General features: G+C 69.3%; 10 protein-coding genes. 6 read left to right on the top strand and 4 right to left on the bottom strand.

Annotated features, from left to right (window positions below; translation table 11 throughout):
- Positions 1-18: 18 nt before the first annotated feature.
- Positions 19-1,263: an efflux RND transporter periplasmic adaptor subunit gene (locus VF536_RS22550; RefSeq protein WP_331617143.1), complete on the bottom strand. Its 1,245-nt coding sequence runs from the start codon at positions 1,261-1,263 to the stop codon at positions 19-21.
- Positions 1,264-1,676: 413 nt separating this feature from the next.
- On the opposite strand from VF536_RS22550, the gene VF536_RS22545 reads away from it, so the two are divergent.
- Both VF536_RS22545 and VF536_RS22540 read left to right on the top strand, forming a co-directional pair.
- Positions 1,677-2,741: a glycosyltransferase gene (locus VF536_RS22545; protein ID WP_331617142.1), complete on the top strand. Its 1,065-nt coding sequence runs from the start codon at positions 1,677-1,679 to the stop codon at positions 2,739-2,741.
- A gap of 31 nt (positions 2,742-2,772) precedes the next feature.
- Positions 2,773-3,702 carry a glucosamine inositolphosphorylceramide transferase family protein gene (locus tag VF536_RS22540; RefSeq protein ID WP_331617141.1) on the top strand — a complete coding sequence of 310 codons (930 nt, stop codon included), beginning with the start codon at positions 2,773-2,775 and terminating at the stop codon, positions 3,700-3,702.
- A gap of 7 nt (positions 3,703-3,709) precedes the next feature.
- Here VF536_RS22540 and VF536_RS22535 read toward each other — a convergent pair whose 3' ends face one another.
- Positions 3,710-5,119 (bottom strand): MFS transporter, encoded by a 1,410-nt coding sequence (locus VF536_RS22535; protein WP_331617139.1) that lies wholly within the window; start codon positions 5,117-5,119, stop codon positions 3,710-3,712.
- 175 nt (positions 5,120-5,294) lie between these two features.
- Positions 5,295-6,089 carry an inositol monophosphatase gene (locus tag VF536_RS22530; protein ID WP_331617138.1) on the bottom strand — a complete coding sequence of 265 codons (795 nt, stop codon included), beginning with the start codon at positions 6,087-6,089 and terminating at the stop codon, positions 5,295-5,297.
- 148 nt (positions 6,090-6,237) lie between these two features.
- Between VF536_RS22530 and VF536_RS22525 the strand changes: the two genes are divergently transcribed.
- The 3 genes from VF536_RS22525 to VF536_RS22515 all read left to right on the top strand — a co-directional run bounded on the left by VF536_RS22525 (position 6,238) and on the right by VF536_RS22515 (position 8,465).
- Positions 6,238-6,672, top strand: coding sequence for a response regulator (locus VF536_RS22525; RefSeq protein ID WP_297526669.1), 435 nt, complete (start codon positions 6,238-6,240; stop codon positions 6,670-6,672).
- Between the two features lie 130 nt (positions 6,673-6,802).
- Positions 6,803-7,744, top strand: coding sequence for an alpha/beta hydrolase (locus VF536_RS22520; protein WP_331617137.1), 942 nt, complete (start codon positions 6,803-6,805; stop codon positions 7,742-7,744).
- Positions 7,745-7,802: 58 nt separating this feature from the next.
- The gene (locus VF536_RS22515; RefSeq protein WP_331617136.1) at positions 7,803-8,465 is read left to right on the top strand and encodes a DUF6928 family protein; all 663 of its coding nucleotides are present in this window, start codon (positions 7,803-7,805) and stop codon (positions 8,463-8,465) included.
- A gap of 11 nt (positions 8,466-8,476) precedes the next feature.
- On the opposite strand, the gene VF536_RS22510 is transcribed toward VF536_RS22515, so the two are convergent.
- Positions 8,477-8,992 (bottom strand): VOC family protein, encoded by a 516-nt coding sequence (locus VF536_RS22510; RefSeq protein ID WP_331617135.1) that lies wholly within the window; start codon positions 8,990-8,992, stop codon positions 8,477-8,479.
- Positions 8,993-9,572: 580 nt separating this feature from the next.
- On the opposite strand from VF536_RS22510, the gene VF536_RS22505 reads away from it, so the two are divergent.
- Positions 9,573-19,025, top strand: a complete 9,453-nt coding sequence (locus VF536_RS22505) for a hypothetical protein (protein WP_331617133.1) — start codon at positions 9,573-9,575, stop codon at positions 19,023-19,025.
- The last annotated feature ends 67 nt before the right edge of the window (positions 19,026-19,092 follow it).

The following is a 19,092-nucleotide window of genomic DNA, read 5'->3' as shown; positions in this document are numbered from 1 at the left end:
TTCAGGCTCCTGTGCGCATCACTGGGCCGACGCGGCCGAAGCCACCGGCAGCACCGGCAGCGGCGCGGCGGTCGAGCCCGACGTCGTCGACCCTGCCGCCGGGGCACCGGTGCCGCTGGTCAGGCCGGTCGTCGGAGAGGTCGTGCCCGCGGCGGAGACCGCGGACTTGCCGAGCTCCACGCGCTGGCCGTCGAGCAGCGTGCTGGTCGGGCTGCGCAGGATGCGATCGCCCTGCTTCACGCCGCTGGTGACCACATACAGGCCCTGGCGGTCATCGCGCGCGCCCAGGTTCACCGGGGTCTTGGCGACCTTGCCGCCGTCCACGCGCCAGACGAAGGACTTGTCGCCCTCCCGCACCAGCGCGCTGTCGGCCACCATCAGCGCCGAGACGCTGTTGGTCTGCACGCGCCCTTCCGCATAGAGCCCGGCCACGCCGGGCTGCTGCGCGCCGGCGAAGTCCACCAGCACCTCGACCTGGCGGGTGTTGGCGTTGGCGGCCTGCGCGATGCGCCGCACCTTGCCCTGGAAGTCCACCTGCGGGTAGCCGTTGACGCGGAAGTAGACCGTCTGCGCGAGCTTGAGCTCGGACATGCGATCGGCGGAAACCAGGCCCTCGAAACGCATCGACGCCGGGTCCATCACCTTGATCAGTTCCTTGCCGATCTGCGCCGAGTCGCCCGGCGACACCTTGCGGTCGCTGACGACGCCGTCGAACGGCGCACGCACCTCGGTGCGCTGCTGCTGCTGGCGCGCCGTGGCCACGCGGGCGCGCGCGGCGACCAGGTCGCTCTGCGCGTTGTTGCGGCGGATCTCGGCGTCTTCCATCGCCTGGATGGAGCTCATGCCCTGCGCCTGCAGCGTCTTCAGGCGCTGATATTGACGCTCGGCCTGCTCGAAGCTCTGCGAGGACGCGCGGGCGGACTCATCGGCGGACTGCACCGAATCGCGAATGGCGGTGTCGTCCAGACGGACCAGCAGGTCGCCGCGCTTCACGCGCTCGCCGTTCTCCTTGTAGACCTGCAGGACGATCGCCTGCAGTTCGGCGCGCAGGTCGGCGCGGCGCTCCGGCTGGATCGAGCCGGTGATGACCGGGCCGCTGGCATAGGCGCTCACGCCCAGGGTCTGGACGTCCTCGGGCGACACCAGCAGGCTGGGCGCGCTGGCCGCTTCGGCCGCGGGCGATGCCTTCTTGTCGGGAGAAGATTTGCCGCAACCGGCAAGCAGGGATGCAACGACAAGGGCAATCAGCGACAGACGCAGCATGAAGCGGGCTCCGGGGGAACGTGGCAGGTGGCGTAAAGATGTGTCCTTCGTGCGAAACCCGCAAAAAGGCGCGCTAGCTTAACTTCAATGACCCTGCATGCAGGTGGTCACGCCCCGCAGTTCATCCCAGGGAAACAGCGCTTCGTCGCGCCGCCGCACGCGATGACGTGGCTGCCGGTTTGGTTACGTGCAGTTTCTTCGACGCCGTAGCCACTACACCCTCCGTCCCCATGACTTCCCGCAGGTGAGCCCGGCAGATTGTTCGGATGCCGTCAACATCGGCCATGGAATTGCGCACACCTTTGCTGTCGATACACCGTACACCCCACGATCTCGGGGGAAATCCCGCTCTATTGCTGAATGTTAAGAAATAGACTCCGGACGTTATTTATCTTTTTTGCCGATTCGACGTCATGCGCGCACTTTCAATCGTCCATGTGGTCTTCTCGTCTCGTATCGCCGGTGGTGAGCACCACTGCGTCGACCTGGCCAACGCCCAGGCGGCGCTGGGCCACACGGTCCACGTGATCGGACCGGCGGGATCGGCGGTCCGGCATGCGCTGGACCAGCGCGTCAGATTCCACGGCCTGCGCCTGCCGGTGCTTCGCGGCGCGCGCGTGCGACGGCTGGCCGCCAAGCTGGGCGCGGACATCGTCCACGGCCACCTCGGCCCCGCCTGCAAGGCGGTGGCGACGGCCCGGCAGAGCGCGCGGGTCGGCACGCTGCATGTGGGGTACAAGACGCATCACCACGCGCGCATGGACGCGCTGGTGTGCGTCAATTCGGCGCAGGTCGGTCACCTGAAGGAATTCGGCGGCATGCATCGCGTCATCTACAACTGGGCCCCGGAACGCAGCGCCGAGTCCTGTGCGGCGAAAGCGCCTTCGGGCTCGCTGCGCATGGAGCTCGGCATCCCGCACGCCGCGCCGGTCATCGGCTGCGTCGGCCGGCTGCACGCGGCCAAGGGCATGCACACGCTGATCCAGGCCTTCCAGCAGCACGCGCCGTCGAATGCCCACCTGGTGCTGATCGGCGAAGGTCCTCAGCGCGCCGAGCTGGAGGCACTGCGCGGCGACGACAAGCGCATCCACCTGCTCGGCTTCCGCTGGAACGTCGACGAGCTGCTCGGCGAGATGGACCTGTACGTCTCCTCGTCGCGCGAGGAGCAGTTCCCGCTGGCGATCCTCGAAGCCATGCGTGCGCGCCTGCCGATCGTGGCGACCGCGACGCTGGGCGCCAATGAGATGCTGGACCCGGCGCAATCGGCCATCGTGCCGATCGACGACGCGCAGTCGATGGGCCGGGCGATCGCGGCCGCGATCGACCAGCGGCAGCGGGACAACCGCCGCCCGGTCGACTACGACATGCGGCGTTACGACCGCTCGTCGGCGGTCCGCGCCACGCTGGCGCTCTATCAGGACGTGCTGACCCGCCAAGGCGCGCAGATGCACGACCTGGCCGGACTGAGCCACGGTTGACCGTCACGGCCGATGTTCATGCCCCCCTGTCATGGTTAAGCGTCCGAAGTCGGACTTCTGGACCGTCGGCGTCGTTCCCGAACGCATCGATCTGCTCAGCCCGGAGCGCCTGCACGAGCTGCGGGACCGCATCGTCTGGATGCCGGAGGCCGGCGACTGGCGCTACTACGCCGATCCCTTCGCCCTGCGCGACGGCGACACGCTGCACGTGTTCGTCGAGAACTTCGACTACCGCACCAAGCGCGCCGACCTGCAGCGCCTCACGCTCGACCTGAGCAACGGCGCGTGGAGCGCGCCCAGGCCGGTGCTGCAGACGCCCTTCCACCTCTCCTATCCCTTCGTCTTCGAGCACGACGGGCAGGTCTGGATGGTCCCCGAGTCCAGCCAGGCCGAGGAAGTCGCGCTCTACCGCGCGGTGGACGGCGCCGAGCGCTGGGAACGCTGGGAGCGGGTCTGCGCGCTGCTACCGGGCGTGCGCGCGGTCGACGCCTCGCTGCTGCGGCACGACGGGATCTGGTGGATGTTCTATGCGGTGATCGGCCCGGACAAGCGCGACCAGCGCGAACTGCACGTCGCCCATGCCGACTCGCTGCAAGGCCCGTGGACGCCGCATCGCGCGAATCCGGTGAGATCCGCGCACGACGGCGCGCGACCAGCCGGCACGCCGTTCGTGGGAGGCGACGGCCTCGTGACGCTGCCGGTCCAGGACAGCCGCAACGGCTACGGCGGCGCGACGCGCTGGCTGCGCTTCACCCGCCTGTCGCCGGAGGCTGTCGAGGTCCAGGCGCTGCCGGCGACCTTCACCGGCGACCTCGCGCACCGCGACTTCGCCAGCGGCCTGCACACGATGTCGGCCTGCGGCGACGTCACGCTGATCGACGTGAAGCGCATCGACCGCTCGCGCCATCGGCAATGGCTGGACTGGAAACGCCGCGTGCGGCGCTGGTTCGGCAAGCGCTGACGCCCGCTCAGCTCGACGGCGCGATGTCCTCCAGCGGCTTGCGCTCCGCGTCGACGCCGAAGCGCAACGCGAGCAGCCCCGCCACGATCACCAGTGCGGCGCCGATACCGTAGCCGATCGCGACATTGCCACGATCCGCGCTCTCGACCAGCCAGCCAAACAACAGCGGTGCGGCGAATCCGCCGGCGCCGGTGCCGACCGCATAGAAGCTCGCGATCGCCATCGCGCGCATCTCGAGCGGAAAGACCTCGCTGACTGTCAGATAGGCGGAACTGGCCGCCGCGGACGCGAAGAAGAACACCGCGGACCAGCACAGCGCCTGCGAGCGCGCGTCGAGGACATCCGCGGCGAAGGCGACACCCGTGGCCGCGAGGCCGACGCCCGCCAGGCTGTAGGTCAGCGCGATCATGCGGCGGCGCCCGACGCGATCGAACAAGGGTCCCAGCAGCAGCGGTCCCAGCACGTTGCCGAGCGCGAACGGGAAGATGTAGAGCGCGACCCGATGGTCGGCGACGCCGTAGAACCGGGTCAGTACCAGCGCATAGCTGAAGAAGATCGCGTTGTAGAAGAAGGCCTGCGCCAGCATCAGCGCCAGGGCCACGCCGCTGCGGACCCGGTAGCGGTGCAGCAGCGCGTGCATCACCTCGCGCATCGAGGGCACGGTGCGGCGATGCGCCGACTGTTCCGCCGGAGCAACCGGGGGCAGCGGACCGTGCTGGGCGGCGACCTCGGCCTCGATGGCGTCGATGATCCGGCCGGCTTCCTCGACACGGCCGTGGCGCAGCAGCCACCGCGGACTCTCCGGCACATGGCGACGCACGAGCACCATGCCGACCGCCAGCAGCGCGCCCATCGCGAAGCCGACGCGCCAGCCCTGCACGGGTCCGAGCACGTCGGGGTCCAGCAACAGCAGGCTGGAGGCGGCGCCCAGCGCGGCGCCGATCCAGAAGCTGCCGTTGATGGCGAGGTTCACGCGACCGCGCACGCGCGCGGGCACGAGTTCGTCGATCGCGGAATTGATCGCGGCGTACTCGCCGCCGATGCCCAGACCGGTGACGAAGCGGCACAACGCAAAGAAGGTGAAGTCGGTGGAAAACGCGGTGGCGAGCGTGGCCACGGCGTAGATCGCGAGCGTCGCGAGGAACAGTCGCTTGCGGCCAAGCCGGTCCGACATGCGGCCGAAGATCAGCGCGCCGACGATCGCGCCCGCGAGGTACAGCGAGCCGGACCAGCCGACCTGGACGGCGCTCAGCCCGAGGGTGTCAGGTCTTTCCAGCACCGCGCCGACGGAGCCGACGAGGGTGACCTCGAGGCCGTCCAGCACCCAGGCCACGCCCAGGGCGAGCACCACGCGCCAGTGCCAGCGCGACCAGGGCAGCCGATCGAGCCGGCGTGCGATATCGAGAGAAGCCGTCATCGACGGCGAAGGCGGCAATCGGCGTTCCGGACCGATCCACCGAACGCACAACGCCCAGCCCCGAAGTCAGCGAGCGCAGGAACGAGGCGAAGTCAGCGACTGCGAGTGGGGCCGGAATGGGGCTTGGGGTCCCTGGAGGGGCGCCCCATGCCCCGTGGAGAGCCCGCGCTCGTCCTCACGCAGTCGTCTTCCAGGCGGCTGCGGCCTCTTCCCACACCTCACGGCTGCGCGTCACCAGCAAGCCCGGCTGCCGATCCCCCGCGCGGTAAGGTGTGCCGTCCAGCCGCGCCGCGAAGCCGCCGGCTTCCTCGATGAAGAGGGTACCGGGCGCATGGTCCCAGGCGAGTTTGCGCCAGTACAGCGTCGCGTCGAACGCGCCTTCGGCGAGCGCGGGGTACTCCGCGCCGGCGCAATTGAGCCCGGGGAGGATCTCGACGCCGGGCCAGCTCGCGACGCGGTCCTGATGTTCCTGCGGCAGGAAGCGCGTCTTGACGACCGCCCGTTTCAGGCCTGGACCGGAGGCGGCTTCCAGGCGCTGCGTCTCGCGCCAGGCGCCTTGTCCTCGCCGGGCGTGATGCAGCACGCCCGAGATCGGGTTGAGCATCCACGCCCCCACCGTCACGCCGTCTTCCAGCAGCGCCACCATCGACGACAGCGGCTCGCGGCCGGAGATGAAGTTGAAGGTACCGTCCAGCGGATCCACCAGCCAGACGGCGCCCTCGTCGAGCTGGTCGAGCAGCTCCGGCGTCTCCGCGCACTGCTCCTCGCCGACGACGCGCGAGCCGGGCACCAGCGCGCGCAGTTCGGGCGTGAGGAAGGCTTCGACGTCGCGATCCACGGTCGTGACCCATTCGCCGGGGGCCTTCTCCATCACCTCCTCGTCCGCCAGATGGCGGAAGCGCGGCGCGATCCAGGTGGAGGCGGCGTGGCGCAGCAGCGCGGCGACGGGGTCAGGCGTTGTGGAGCTCATCCGGGCATGCTACCCGCAGCGCCATGACCCCGACGCGAGCCCCGACGCGAGCCCCGGTGCCGATCCGCCACGCGCCCCTGCCGCGGCCAGGCCCTCAAGACCCGGCCCCGCCGGTCGATATAGGATTCCACCTCTGAAGGGGTTGCACATGGTCACGACGATCAAACGCGAAGAGTTCTGTTTCCTGGTGGTCGACGATTTCTCGACCATGCGCCGCATCATCTCCGGGCTGCTCCGGGAACTCGGCTTCAAGAAGATCCTCGAAGCCGAGGACGGCAAGGCCGCGCTGCGCCAGCTCGAGCTCTCCGCCGAGTCCGGCGAGCCGGTCCACTTCGTCCTCAGCGACGTGAACATGCCGGTGATGAACGGCTTCCAGTTCCTGGAAGCCTTGCGCGCGAAGCCGGAATCCGATCCGCTGCGCAAGGTCCCGGTGCTGCTGGTGACCGCCGAGGGCCGCAAGGAAGACATCATCCGCGCCGCGCAACTCGGCGCCACCGGCTACATCGTCAAGCCGTTCAACAAGGACACGGTCGGCGACAAGATCCACCTGACGCTGAAGAACCGGAACATCCTGGTCGACTGAGCGCCTCCCCGGACGCGCATTTCCCACATTTCCCGGGTAAAGCGCGTAACGCGCGTAACGACTCCCGGGGGGCGCACGACCGAAGCGGCGCGAGACACTCGCGACCCGTTCGCTGCTCCCGACTCCGCTCATGACCGACCGCAGGCAAGTCCTCGCCGCGGCGCTGGGTTCGCTGCTGATGCCGACCGCCCGGTCCATCGCCGCGCCCGCGCTGCCGGAGGCCACCGGGCCTTACGCCCTCCCCGGCACCTTCGTCCATCCGCTGCCCGACCCGGTCACCGGTCGGCGTTATGAGGTCTGGGTCGATCTGCCACCGAACGTGCCACCAAACGCGCCCCCGCAGGCCGGCCCGCGACCGGCTGTGTTCGTCACCGATGCGCCGTATGCATTCCCGCTCGTCCGGGCCCTGCGCAACCGCGTGGGACAGCAGGGCCGCAATCTGGCCGACTTCGTCGTCGTCGGGCTGGCAGGTCCCGCGGACGAGTCCGCCGTCGAGATGCGGTCACGCGACTACACCCCCAGCGATCCCCGGACCCGGCCGGGCCGCCCCGCCGACCGCTTTGGCGCCACCCGCTACGGCGAAGGCGCGACCTACCTCAAGTACCTGGCCGACGTGGCGGTGCCGGCGGTCTCGGCGCGGTATCAGCTCGACCCGGACCGCCGCGTGCTGCTCGGGCATTCGTATGGCGCACTCCTCGCGGCGCAGGTGCTGTTCGCCAAGCCAGCACTGTTCAGTCACTACATCCTCGGCAGCCCGTCGTTCTGGTTCGACCGCCACCTGATGTTCGATCGCGAAGCGGCCTACGCGAAGCAGCACACCGATCTGGCGGCGAGGATCTTCCAGTACGTCGGCGCGTACGAGTCCGTCGCGCCGGGGCCGCGCTTCAACAAGGAGAGCGACCTCGTCGCCGACGCGCGCCGGTTCGAGTCGCTCCTGCGCAAGCGCCGCTACCCGTCGCTGCGCATCGAGAGCCGCGTGCTGGCCGGCGAGGACCACCTCACCGTGGCGCCGGCCGGCGCGACGCTGGGCCTGCTGTGGGCGCTGCCCGGCAAGGGGCCGTACGAGGGTTGACGCGATTACCATCCTCGCCAAAGAACGGAGAGGATGGCGCATGGGGGCCAAGACTTGGATGCTGGTCATCGCGGACGGCGACGCTCGTGCGGCCTTGGAAGCGCAGCCAGCGCTCGACCGGGACGCGTCACGCGCGCTGGCTGAACGGCTCTTTCCAGGAGAAACGCTCGAGCTGATCGGCGAAGGCGACTTGAGCTATACCAATCCGCCCGACCCGTTGATGTTCATCGGCTGTTTCCCGGGCGTTGCCGTCATCGCGGCCAGCGAGTTCGCCGTCGATCACCCGTCCCAACTGCCGGGACGCTTTCTCGACATCGCCGGCAAACGCCGGATCACCTTGCATGCGATGCACAGCGTGGTCGACTGGTTCGCCTTCGCCGTCTGGGAGGACGGCCGGCTCATCCGCTCGCTGAGCCTGTCACCCGACAGCGGCATCCTGGAAGACATCGGCGAGCCGTTGCCCTTTGAGGCGCCCTACTGGGCGGAGCAGCAACGCGTCCCCCCCGACGAGGGCGAGGAGGCCTACCCCCTGCCCTTCCATCCCCTGGAACTGGGCGAGGCGGTCCTGCTCGCGCGGTTTGGTTATCAGCTCGAAGGCGCCGGCGAAGCGCGCGTCGATCCGTTCTCCGTTCCGCTGATGCATTTCCAGCGCTCGGGCACGCGGCGCAAGGCGGCGCCGGAGGACGCTGCGCCGAACGCGCCCTGGTGGAAGTTCTGGTGACGGGGCGCCGCTCAAGCGCCGCGTGAGCCGCGTGAGCCGCGTGAGCCGCGTGAGCCGCCCAACGCATTTACCACCTCCGGCGGCGCCTGCACCAGCTCGATCAGCACGCCCTCCCCGCCGATCGGGAACTCGCCGCTGCTCTTCGGATGGATGAAGCAGATGTCGTGGCCTGCCGCTCCCTTGCGGATACCGCCCGGCGCGAAGCGCACCCCGTTCGCGGTCATCCACTCGACCGCCTTGGACAGATCGTCGACCCACAGCCCGAGGTGATTGAGCGGCGTCACGTGGACCGCCGGCTTCTTCTCCGGATCCAGCGGCTGCATCAGGTCGATCTCGATCCGGTGCGGGCCGTCGCCGATCGCGCAGATGTCCTCGTCGACGTTTTCCGACGCCGACACGAAGTGGCCGACGACCTCCAGCCCCAACACCTCCACCCACAGCCGGCGAAGGGCCGCCTTGTCCGGTCCACCGATCGCGATCTGCTGGACGCCGAGGATCCGAAAGGGCCGGGTTGCGTTCGTCGTCATATTAATTGGCCATCAATAAGTAATGGAGGCAGTCATACCCCTCAAAACTGAGGTCGGCCGAGCTACTGGAAACCCGTGAACTTATCACGCTCGACAGAAACCGCCGCTGTCGAAGCGCCCGGACGGCGCCGAGCTTGCAGGTCTTTGTTCACACGACTTACAACGCGTTTCATTCACTCCGACACAGGACAAGCGCCTGCCGCTCGGGTCCTCGACCTCCGGTCCACCTTCAGGATTGCGCGTAAGTGCCGATCACCATTGAATGTCCGCCGCGTGACAAGCGAACGATCGTTCGATGACACGGCCGGAATCCCTTGCCTTGGCAAGCATCTCCTCCCCCGCGTTCGCGGGCTTTACGCCGCTTCTGTAACCGTGAACTGAGGCCGACTCCAGGCCCTTTTGTTCCGTTCACGTTAAGCGCGCCACCAATAACATTTCCGGGCTAGCTCAAGTTTGTCCATCGGCGTCCGAAAACCGACTGACGGCATCCGGAAGTTCGGGTGCCCGGCAACAACAAGCTGACCCAATCCACCTCGCGCCTATGGGCGCATCCGCCCCCATAGGTTCACGGAGTTCCAAGATGGCATCGCTGATTACCAACCTGACGACCGACCAGATCGCCGCCCTCACGTCGACGACCCTGGCGCGCCTGACCAGCGAAGACTGGGCCGCGTTCACCACCGAGCAGTTCCAGGCGCTGACGACGTCGCAGTTCGCGACGCTCGGCACCAAGGCGGTCTCGCTGTTCACGACGACCAACATCGCCGCCATCGAGTCCGACGACCTGCGCGCACTGTCCACCGCCGCGGTGCAGACCTTCACCAGCGCGCAGCTGAATGCCCTGGGTTCCGACCAGTTCGGCGCGATGACGACCAAGCAGGTCGGCGCGATGACCACCAGCCAGGTCCGCAACCTGGAATCGGACGACCTGAACGCCCTGGCCTCGGACCAGATCCGGGCGCTGAGCACGCAGCAGGTGGCGGCCATCTCCACCAGCCTGATCGGCTCCATGGCCTCGGACGACCTCCAGGCACTGACCACCAACCAGATCAAGTCGCTGAGCTCGCAGCAGGTCCACGCCCTCTCCACCGAGGGCGTCGCCGCGTTGGGCACCAGCCAGGCCGCCGCGCTGAGCAGCACCCAGACCGCCGCCCTGACTTCCGATCAAGCCGCCGCGCTGACCTCGGACGCCGTCCACGCGCTGAGCACCGCCGCCGTCAAGGCGCTGGGCACCGACCAGATCGCGGCCCTGAACTCCGACCAGATCGCCGCGCTGACCACCGCCCAGATCGGCGCGTTGTCCACGCAGCAGATCCGCCAGTTGGCCAGCGATGAGATCGCCGCCCTGGACACCAACCAGATCCGCGCCATCACCACGCAGCAGATCGCCGCGCTGACGACCGACCAGTTGGCCGGCGTCAACAGCACCGATGTGCAGGCGCTGACGACCGCGCAAGTCCGCGCGCTGAGTTCCTCCCAGGTCGGCGCGCTGAGCACCGATTCGATCGAGGCGATGAGCTCCGGCCAGATCGGTGCGTTGAGCTCCACGCAGGTCAAGGGCCTGACGACCGACCAGATGGCGGCCATCAGCTCCGACGACATGAAGGCGCTCTCGACCGCCACCGTCCGCGCCCTGTCGACCGACCAGGTCCAGGCGCTGAATTCGGACCAGGTCTCGGCGCTGACCAGCACCCAGATCGGCGCGCTGACGACCGGCCAGGTCGCCGTGCTGTCCACCGATGAACTGAACGCGCTGAGCAGCGCGCAGATCCGCGCGCTGGGCACCGCCCAGATCGCCGCGCTGTCGACCGACCAGGTCTCCGGCATGGAATCGGCCGACGTCCAGGCCTTCACCACCGGCCAGGTCGCCGCGCTGAGCTCGGCCCAGATCGCCGCGCTGTCCACCGAGGCCATCGTCGCGCTGACCTCCGGCCAGTTCGCCACCCTGACTTCCAAGCAGTTGGCCGGTCTGTCGACCGACCAGGTCGCCGCCATCGAGAGCGCCGACCTGCGCGCGCTGTCCACGGCCGCGATCCGCTCGCTGACGACGGACCAGTTCGACGCGCTGAATTCCGACCAGGTCGCCGCGCTGACGACCCAGCAGGTCGCCGCCCTGACGACCGGTCAGGTCCAGGCGATGTCCAGTGACGACCTGAACGCGCTGGGCTCGGCCCAGATCCGCGCCCTGGGCACCGCCCAGGTCGCCGCGCTGTCGACCGCCCAGGTGTCCGCGATGGAAAGCGCCGACGTGCAGGCGCTGAGCACGCAACAGGTCCAGGCGCTGAGCTCGGGCCAGGTGGGCGCGCTGTCCACCGAGAACATCGCCGCGCTGAGCTCGCAGCAGGTCGCCGCGTTGTCGACCAAGCAGATCGCCGGCCTGACGACCGACCAGGTCGCCGCCATCGAGACGGCCGACCTGCGCGCCATGTCCACGACCGCGATCCGGTCGCTGACGACGGACCAGTTCGACGCGCTGAACTCCGACCAGGTCGCCGCCCTGTCGACCGGCCAGGTGGCCGCGCTGACCACCGGCCAGGTCCAGGCGATGTCCAGCGATGACCTGAACGCACTGGGCTCGGCCCAGATCCGCGCCCTGGGCACCGCCCAGGTCGCCGCGCTGTCGACCGCCCAGGTCTCCACGATGGAGAGCGCCGACGTGCAGGCGCTGAGCACGGCGCAGGTCGCCGCGCTGAGCTCCACCCAGATCGGCGCGCTGTCGACCGACAACGTCGCCGCGCTGACCTCCTCGCAGGTCGCCGCGCTGTCGACCAAGCAGATCGCCGGTCTGACCACCGACCAGATGGCCGCGATGGAAACGCAGGATCTGCGCGCGCTGTCCACGGCCGCGATCCGTTCGTTGACCACCGACCAGTTCGACGCCTTGGGCTCCGCCCAGGTCGGCGCGCTGACGACGCAGCAGGTCGCCGCCATGACGACCGGCCAGGTCCAGGGTCTGACCAGCGATGACCTGAACGCGCTGGGCTCGGCCCAGATCCGCGCGCTCGGCACCGCCCAGGTCGCCGCCCTGTCGACCGCCCAGGTCTCGACGATGGAAAGCGCCGACGTCCAGGCGCTGACCTCCGGCCAGGTCCAGGCACTGAGCTCCGACCAGGTCGGCGCCCTGTCGACCGAGAACATCGTCGCGCTGACCTCTTCTCAGGTCGCCGCGCTGTCGACCAAGCAGGTCGCCGGCCTGACGACCGACCAGATGGCCGCCCTCGAAACGGGCGACCTGAAGGCGCTGGGCACCGCGGCCATCCGCGCGCTGACCACCGACCAGATCGCCGCCCTGGGCTCCGACCAGATCGCCGCGCTGACGACCGCCCAGGTCGCCGCGCTGACGACCGGCCAGATCGCCAACCTCACGTCCGACGACCTGAACGCGCTGACGAGCGGCCAGATCAAGGCGCTGTCGACCCAGCAGGTCGCGGCCCTGACGACCGCCCAGATCTCCACGATGGAGAGCAACGACGTCCAGGCGCTGTCCACGCAGCAGATCGTCGCGCTGAATTCCGACCAGGTCGGCGCGCTCTCGACCGAGAACATCGCCGCGCTGAGCTCGCAGCAGGTCGCCCCGCTGTCGACGAAGCAGGTCGGGGGCCTGACCACCGACCAGGTCGGCGCCATCGAGACGGTGGACGTCCGCGCGCTGTCGACCAACGCCCTGCGCGCCCTGACGACCGCCCAGATCGACGCCCTGAACTCCGACCAGATCGCCGCGCTGACGACCGCCCAGGTCGCCGCGCTGACGACGGCACAGGTCCAGGCCTTGGCCACGGACGACCTGAACGCGCTGGGCTCGGCCCAGATCCGCGCCCTGTCGACCGCCCAGGTCGCCGCGCTGACGACCGGCCAGGTCAACGGCATGGAATCGGCCGACGTGCAGGCGCTGACGACCCAGCAGGTCGCCGCGCTGGGTTCGGCCCAGATCGGCGCGCTGTCGACGGAAAACGTCGCCGCCCTGACCTCCGCGCAAGTGGGCGCGCTGACGACCAAGCAGGTCGCCGGCCTGACCACCGACCAGATGGCCGCCCTGGAAACGGGTGACGTGAAGGCGCTGTCCACCGCCGCGCTGCGCGCGCTGGGCACCGACCAGATCGAAGCCCTGGGGTCCGACCAGATCGCCGCGCTGACGACTGTCCAGGTCGCGTCGCTGACGACCGGCCAGATCAGCAATCTGACTTCCGACGACCTGAACGCGCTCACGAGCGGCCAGATCAAGGCGCTGTCGACCGCGCAGGTCGCCTCGCTGACGACCGGCCAGATCGCGACCATGACCAGCGAGGACGTCGCCGCGCTGACGACCGCGCAGTTGCAGTCGCTGGGCTCGGCCCAGATCGGCGCGCTGAGCACCGACGCGATCGTCGCCCTGAGCTCCGTGCAGGTGGGCGCGCTGACGACCAAGCAGGTCGCCGGCCTGACCACCGACCAGATGGCCGCCATCGAGACTGGTGACCTGCGTGCGCTGAGCACCACCGCGCTGCGCGCCCTGACCACCGACCAGCTGAACGCGCTGGGTTCCGACCAGGTCGCCGCGCTGAACACCGTGCAAGTGGCCGCACTGACGACCGCCCAGGTCGCCGGCCTGGCCAGCGATGACCTGAACGCGCTGAACAGCGCGCAGATCAAGGCCCTGGGCACCGCCCAGGTCGCCGCGCTGACCACCGCGCAGGTCAACACGATGGAATCCGCCGACGTCCAGGCGCTGACGACCCAGCAGGTCGCCGCCCTCGGCTCGGCCCAGCTCGGCGCGCTGAGCACCGACTCCGTCGTCGCCCTGACCTCGCAGCAGGTCGCCGCGCTGAACAGCAAGCAGGTCGCCGGCCTGACCACCGACCAGATGGCCGCCCTCGAATCGGGCGACCTGAAGGCGATGGCCACCAACGCGCTGCAGTCGCTGACTTCCGCCCAGCTGGAAGCGCTGGACAGCAACCAGATCGCCGCGCTGACGACCCAGCAGGTCGCCGCGCTGACGACCGGCCAGGTGAACAACCTGACCTCGGACGACCTGAACGCGCTGACCAGCGGCCAGATCAAGGCCCTGTCGACGCAGCAGATCGCCGCGCTGTCGACCGCCCAGGTCTCCACGATGGAATCGGCCGACGTGCAGGCGCTGAACACCAACCAGGTGGCCGCGCTGAGCTCGGCCCAGGTCGGCGCGCTGAGCACCGACTCGATCGTCGCCCTGACCTCGGGCCAGGTCGCCGCCCTGACGAGCAAGCAGGTCGCCGGCTTGACGACCGACCAGATGGCCGCGATCGAGACGGCTGATCTGCGCTCGCTGTCCTCCACCGCCCTGCGCGCGCTGACCAGCGACCAGCTGCAGGCCCTGTCGACCGACCAGGTCCAGGCGCTGACGACCGGCCAGGTCGCCGCGCTGACGACCGGCCAGGTCAGCCAGCTCGCGACGGACGACTTCGGCGCCTTCACCTCCGGCCAGCTGCGCGCCCTGGGCACCGCCCAGATCGCCGCGCTCGGCACCGCCCAGTTGGACGCGCTCGGCAGCGACCAGGTCGCCGCGCTGACGACCCAGCAGGTCGCCGCCCTGACGACCGGCCAGGTCAGCAACCTGTCCTCGGACGACCTGAACGCCCTGACCAGCGGCCAGATCAAGGCCCTGACGACCCAGCAGGTCGCCGCGCTGACGACCGGCCAGATCAACACGATGGAGTCCGCGGACGTCGCCGCCCTGGCGACCAACCAGATCGCCGCGCTGAGCTCGTCGCAAGTCGGCGCGCTGAGCACGGAAGCCATCGTCGCGCTGACCTCCTCGCAGGTCGCCGCGCTGACGACCAAGCAGGTCGCCGGCCTGACCACCGACCAGATCGCCGCGATCGAGACGGGCGACCTGAAGTCGCTGTCCACCGTCGCGCTGCGCGCCCTGGGCACCGACCAGCTCGACGCGCTGGGTTCCGACCAGATCGCCGCGCTGACGACCGTGCAGGTCGCCGCACTGACGACCGGTCAGGTCAGCAACCTGTCCTCGGACGACCTGAACGCCCTCACGAGCGGCCAGATCAAGGCGCTGACGACCCAGCAGGTCGCCGCGCTGTCGACCGGCCAGGTCTCGACGATGACCAGCGATGACGTCGCCGCGCTGACCACCGCCCAGGTGCAGGCGCTGGGCTCGGCCCAGGTCGGCGCCCTGAGCACCGAGGCGATCGTCGCCCTGGGCTCGGCGCAGGTCGCCGCGCTGACCAGCAAGCAGGTCGCCGGTCTGACGACCGACCAGATGGCCGCCATCGAGACGGGCGACCTGAAGGCGCTGTCCACGGTCGCGCTGCGCGCCCTCGGCACCGATCAGCTCGACGCACTGGGCTCCGACCAGATCGCCGCGCTGACGACCGCCCAGGTCGCTTCGCTGTCGACCCTGCAGGTCAGCAGCCTCTCCAGCGACGACCTGAACGCCCTCACCAGCGGCCAGATCAAGGCGCTCTCGACCCAGCAGGTCGCCTCGCTGACGACCGCGCAGGTCTCCGCGATGGAAAGCGCCGATGTCGCCGCGCTGAACTCGCAGCAGGTCGCCGCGCTGAGCTCGGCCCAGGTCGGCGCACTGAGCACGGAGGCAGTGGTCGCCCTGAGCTCGGCGCAGGTCGCCGCGCTGAACAGCAAGCAGGTCGCCGGTCTGACGACGGACCAGATGGCCGCCATCGAAACGGGTGACCTGAAGGCCCTGTCGACCAACGCCCTGCAGGCGCTGACCTCGGCCCAGCTGGAAGCGCTGGGCTCGGATCAGGTCGCCGCGCTGACGACCCAGCAGGTCGCCGCGCTGACGACCGGCCAGGTCAGCAACCTGACCTCCGACGACCTGAACGCCCTGACCAGCGGCCAGATCAAGGCCCTGACGACGCAGCAGGTCGCCGCGCTGACGACCGCCCAGGTCGCCGCGATGGAGTCCGCCGACGTGCAGGCGCTCGCCACCAACCAGGTCGCCGCGCTGAGCTCGGCCCAGGTCGGCGCGCTGAGCACCGACTCGATCGTCGCCCTGACCTCGGCGCAGGTCGCCGCGCTGACCAGCAAGCAGGTCGCCGGCCTGACGACCGACCAGATGGCCGCCATCGAAAGCGGTGATCTGAAGTCGCTGTCGACGGTCGCCCTGCGCGCCCTGACCAGCGACCAGCTGCAGGCGCTGAGCTCCGACCAGGTCGAAGCGCTCACCACCGCCCAGGTGGCGTCGCTCACGACCGGTCAGATCAGCCAGTTCGCCACCGACGACTTCGCCGCCCTGACGACCGGCCAGCTGCGCGCCCTGACCACGGGTCAGGTGGCGTCGCTGACCTCTGCCGAACTCGAAGCGCTCGACAGCAACCAGATCGCCGCGCTGACGACCCAGCAGGTCGCCGCGTTGACGACCGGCCAGGTCAGCAACCTGAGCTCCGACGACCTGAACGCGCTGACCAGCGCGCAGATCAAGGCGCTGAGCACCGCCCAGGTGGCCGCGCTGACGACCGCGCAGGTGTCGACGATGGAGACTGCGGACGTGGCCGCGCTGGCGACCAACCAGGTGGCCGCGCTGAGCTCCGACCAGGTCGGCGCCCTGACGACCGACGCGGTCGTGGCGCTGAGCTCGGTGCAGGTCGCCGCGCTGACCAGCAAGCAGGTCGCCGGTCTGACGACGGATCAGATGGGCGCCATCGAAACGGGTGACCTGAAGGCCCTGTCGACGGTGGCCCTGCGCGCCCTGACCAGCGATCAGCTGGCGGCCCTCGGCTCCGACCAGGTCGCCGCGCTGACGACGCAGCAAGTCGCCGCGCTGACGACGGCCCAGGTGAGCAACCTGACCTCGGACGATCTGAACGCCCTGACGAGCGGCCAGATCAAGGCGCTGACGACCCAGCAGGTCGCCGCGCTGACCACGGCGCAGGTCTCCACGATGGAGAGCAACGACGTGGCCGCGCTGTCCTCGCAGCAGGTCCAGGCGTTCAGCTCGGCCCAGATCGGCGCGCTGAGCACCGACTCGGTCGTCGCCCTGACCTCGGGCCAGGTGGCCGCGCTGTCCTCGGCCCAGGTCAAGGGTCTGACGACGGACCAGATGGCCGCGATGGAAACCGCCGACCTGCGCGCGCTGTCGACGGTCGCCCTGCGCGCCCTGGGCACCGATCAGATCGAAGCGCTCGACAGCAACCAGATCGCCGCGCTGACGACGCTGCAGGTCGCCTCGCTGACGACCAGCCAGATCGCCAACCTGACCAGCGACGACCTGAACGCGCTGACCAGCGGCCAGATCCGCTCGCTGAGCAACACGCAGCTGCAGGCCCTGACGACCGCGCAGATCTCGACGATGACGACCGACGACGTCGCCGCGTTGACCTCCACGCAGCTGCAGGCCTTCGGTTCGGCCCAGATCGGCGCCCTGAGCACCGACGCGATCGTGGCGCTGAGCTCGTCGCAGGCGGCGGCGCTGACTTCGGCGCAGGTCGACGGGCTGACGACCGACCAGATGGCGGCCTTCGAGACGGGTGATCTGCGCAGCCTGAGCACGCTGGCGATCCGCTCGCTGGACAGCGCGCAACTGGAAGCCCTGGACAGCAACCAGATCGCCGCGCTGACGACGCAGCAGATCGGCGCCCTGAGCACGCTGCAGGTGAGCCAGATGGCCACCGACGACGTGCAGGCGCTGACCTCGCAGCAGATCGTGTCGATGAGCTCGGCCCAGTTGCACGCCTTCACCACCGACCAGGTGCAGGCGATCGACTCGGGCGACCTCGCGGCGATCAGCAGCACGAACATGGTGGCCTTCGGCTCGGCCGACTTCGAAGCCTTCACCTCGGATCAGATCCACGCGCTGACCTCGCAGCAGTGGAGCGCGGTGGGCGCATCGCAGGTGGCCGGCATCGAGACCGCCGACATCGCGTCGATCACCACCGACGGCATCCATGCGTTGAGCACGACCGCCCTGCACGCGTTCAACACCGACCAGATCGCGGCGCTGACCAGCGACCAGGTCCATGAATTCAGCACGGCGCAACTGCGCTCGCTGGGCACGGACCAGATCGCGGCCCTGTCGACCGAGGACATCGCCTCGATGACCAGCACGCACTTCGCGACGCTGACCTCGACGCAGATGCACGCCTTCACGACGGAACAGATCCTGGCGCTGGACTCCAGCGACATCCATGCGCTGACCTCGATCCAGGTGCAGGGGCTGTCGACGGACCAGATCGTGGCGATGACGTCCGACCAGTTCATCGGCTGGGACACGCAGGACCTGGCCAGCATGAACATGCAGCAGGTGCTGGCGATGACGTCCGATCAGACGGCCGGCTTCACCGGTGAGCAGACCAACGCGCTGTTCCTGGCCTCGCCGATCGTGCTGGACCTGGACGGCAACGGCATCCAGACGGTGTCCGCGGCGCACGGCGTGAACTTCGACCTGAACGCCACCGGTCACAACGACAAGTGGGGCTGGGTCGGCGGCAACGACGGCCTGCTGGTGATGGATCGCAACGGCAACGGCACGATCGACAGCGGTGCGGAGCTCTTCGGCGCCGGCACCACGGTCAACGGGCGCAAGGGTCTGGACGGCTTCGCCGCCCTGGCCTCGCTGGACACGAACCATGACGGCCACATCAACGCCAAGGACGTGGACTTCAGCAAGCTGCAGGTCTGGGTCGACGCCAACCACGACGGCAAGACCGACGCAGGCGAGCTCAAGACGCTGGCCGACCTGGGCATCACCGACCTGAACCTCGGTGCGACCAAGGGCACGGACGTCGACAACGGCAACGTGCTGGGCCTGGTGTCGAGCTTCACCAAGTCGGACGGCACCTCGCACGAGATGACGGACGTGTGGTTCGCCAAGGACGGCTCGCAGCACACCGCCACCAGCGCGACGGCAGCGACCCCGCACCTGGGCGACCTGCTGGCCCAGCCGGAGGCCAACCTGCTCGGCGGCGCCACGGCGTCCACCGCGACGGCGGTCACGGCGGCGACCACCGCCGCGGCCACCGACACGGTGAACCACGACGTCATGAGCGCGGCCTACAAGAAGCTGCATGACGACGACCAGAACGGCGCTGTTCCGCTGATCTAAGCGGCAGTCCGGAACCGGGGGCCTCGCGCCCCCGGTTTGCCGTTTGCGGCTTCCGCCTCCCGCCCAC

Origin of the sequence: Roseateles sp., assembly GCF_036486225.1 — a bacterium.
Classification (GTDB): domain Bacteria; phylum Pseudomonadota; class Gammaproteobacteria; order Burkholderiales; family Burkholderiaceae_C; genus Roseateles.
Note: the sequence above shows the minus strand (reverse complement) of the source record. Positions and strands in the feature narration are given on the sequence as shown.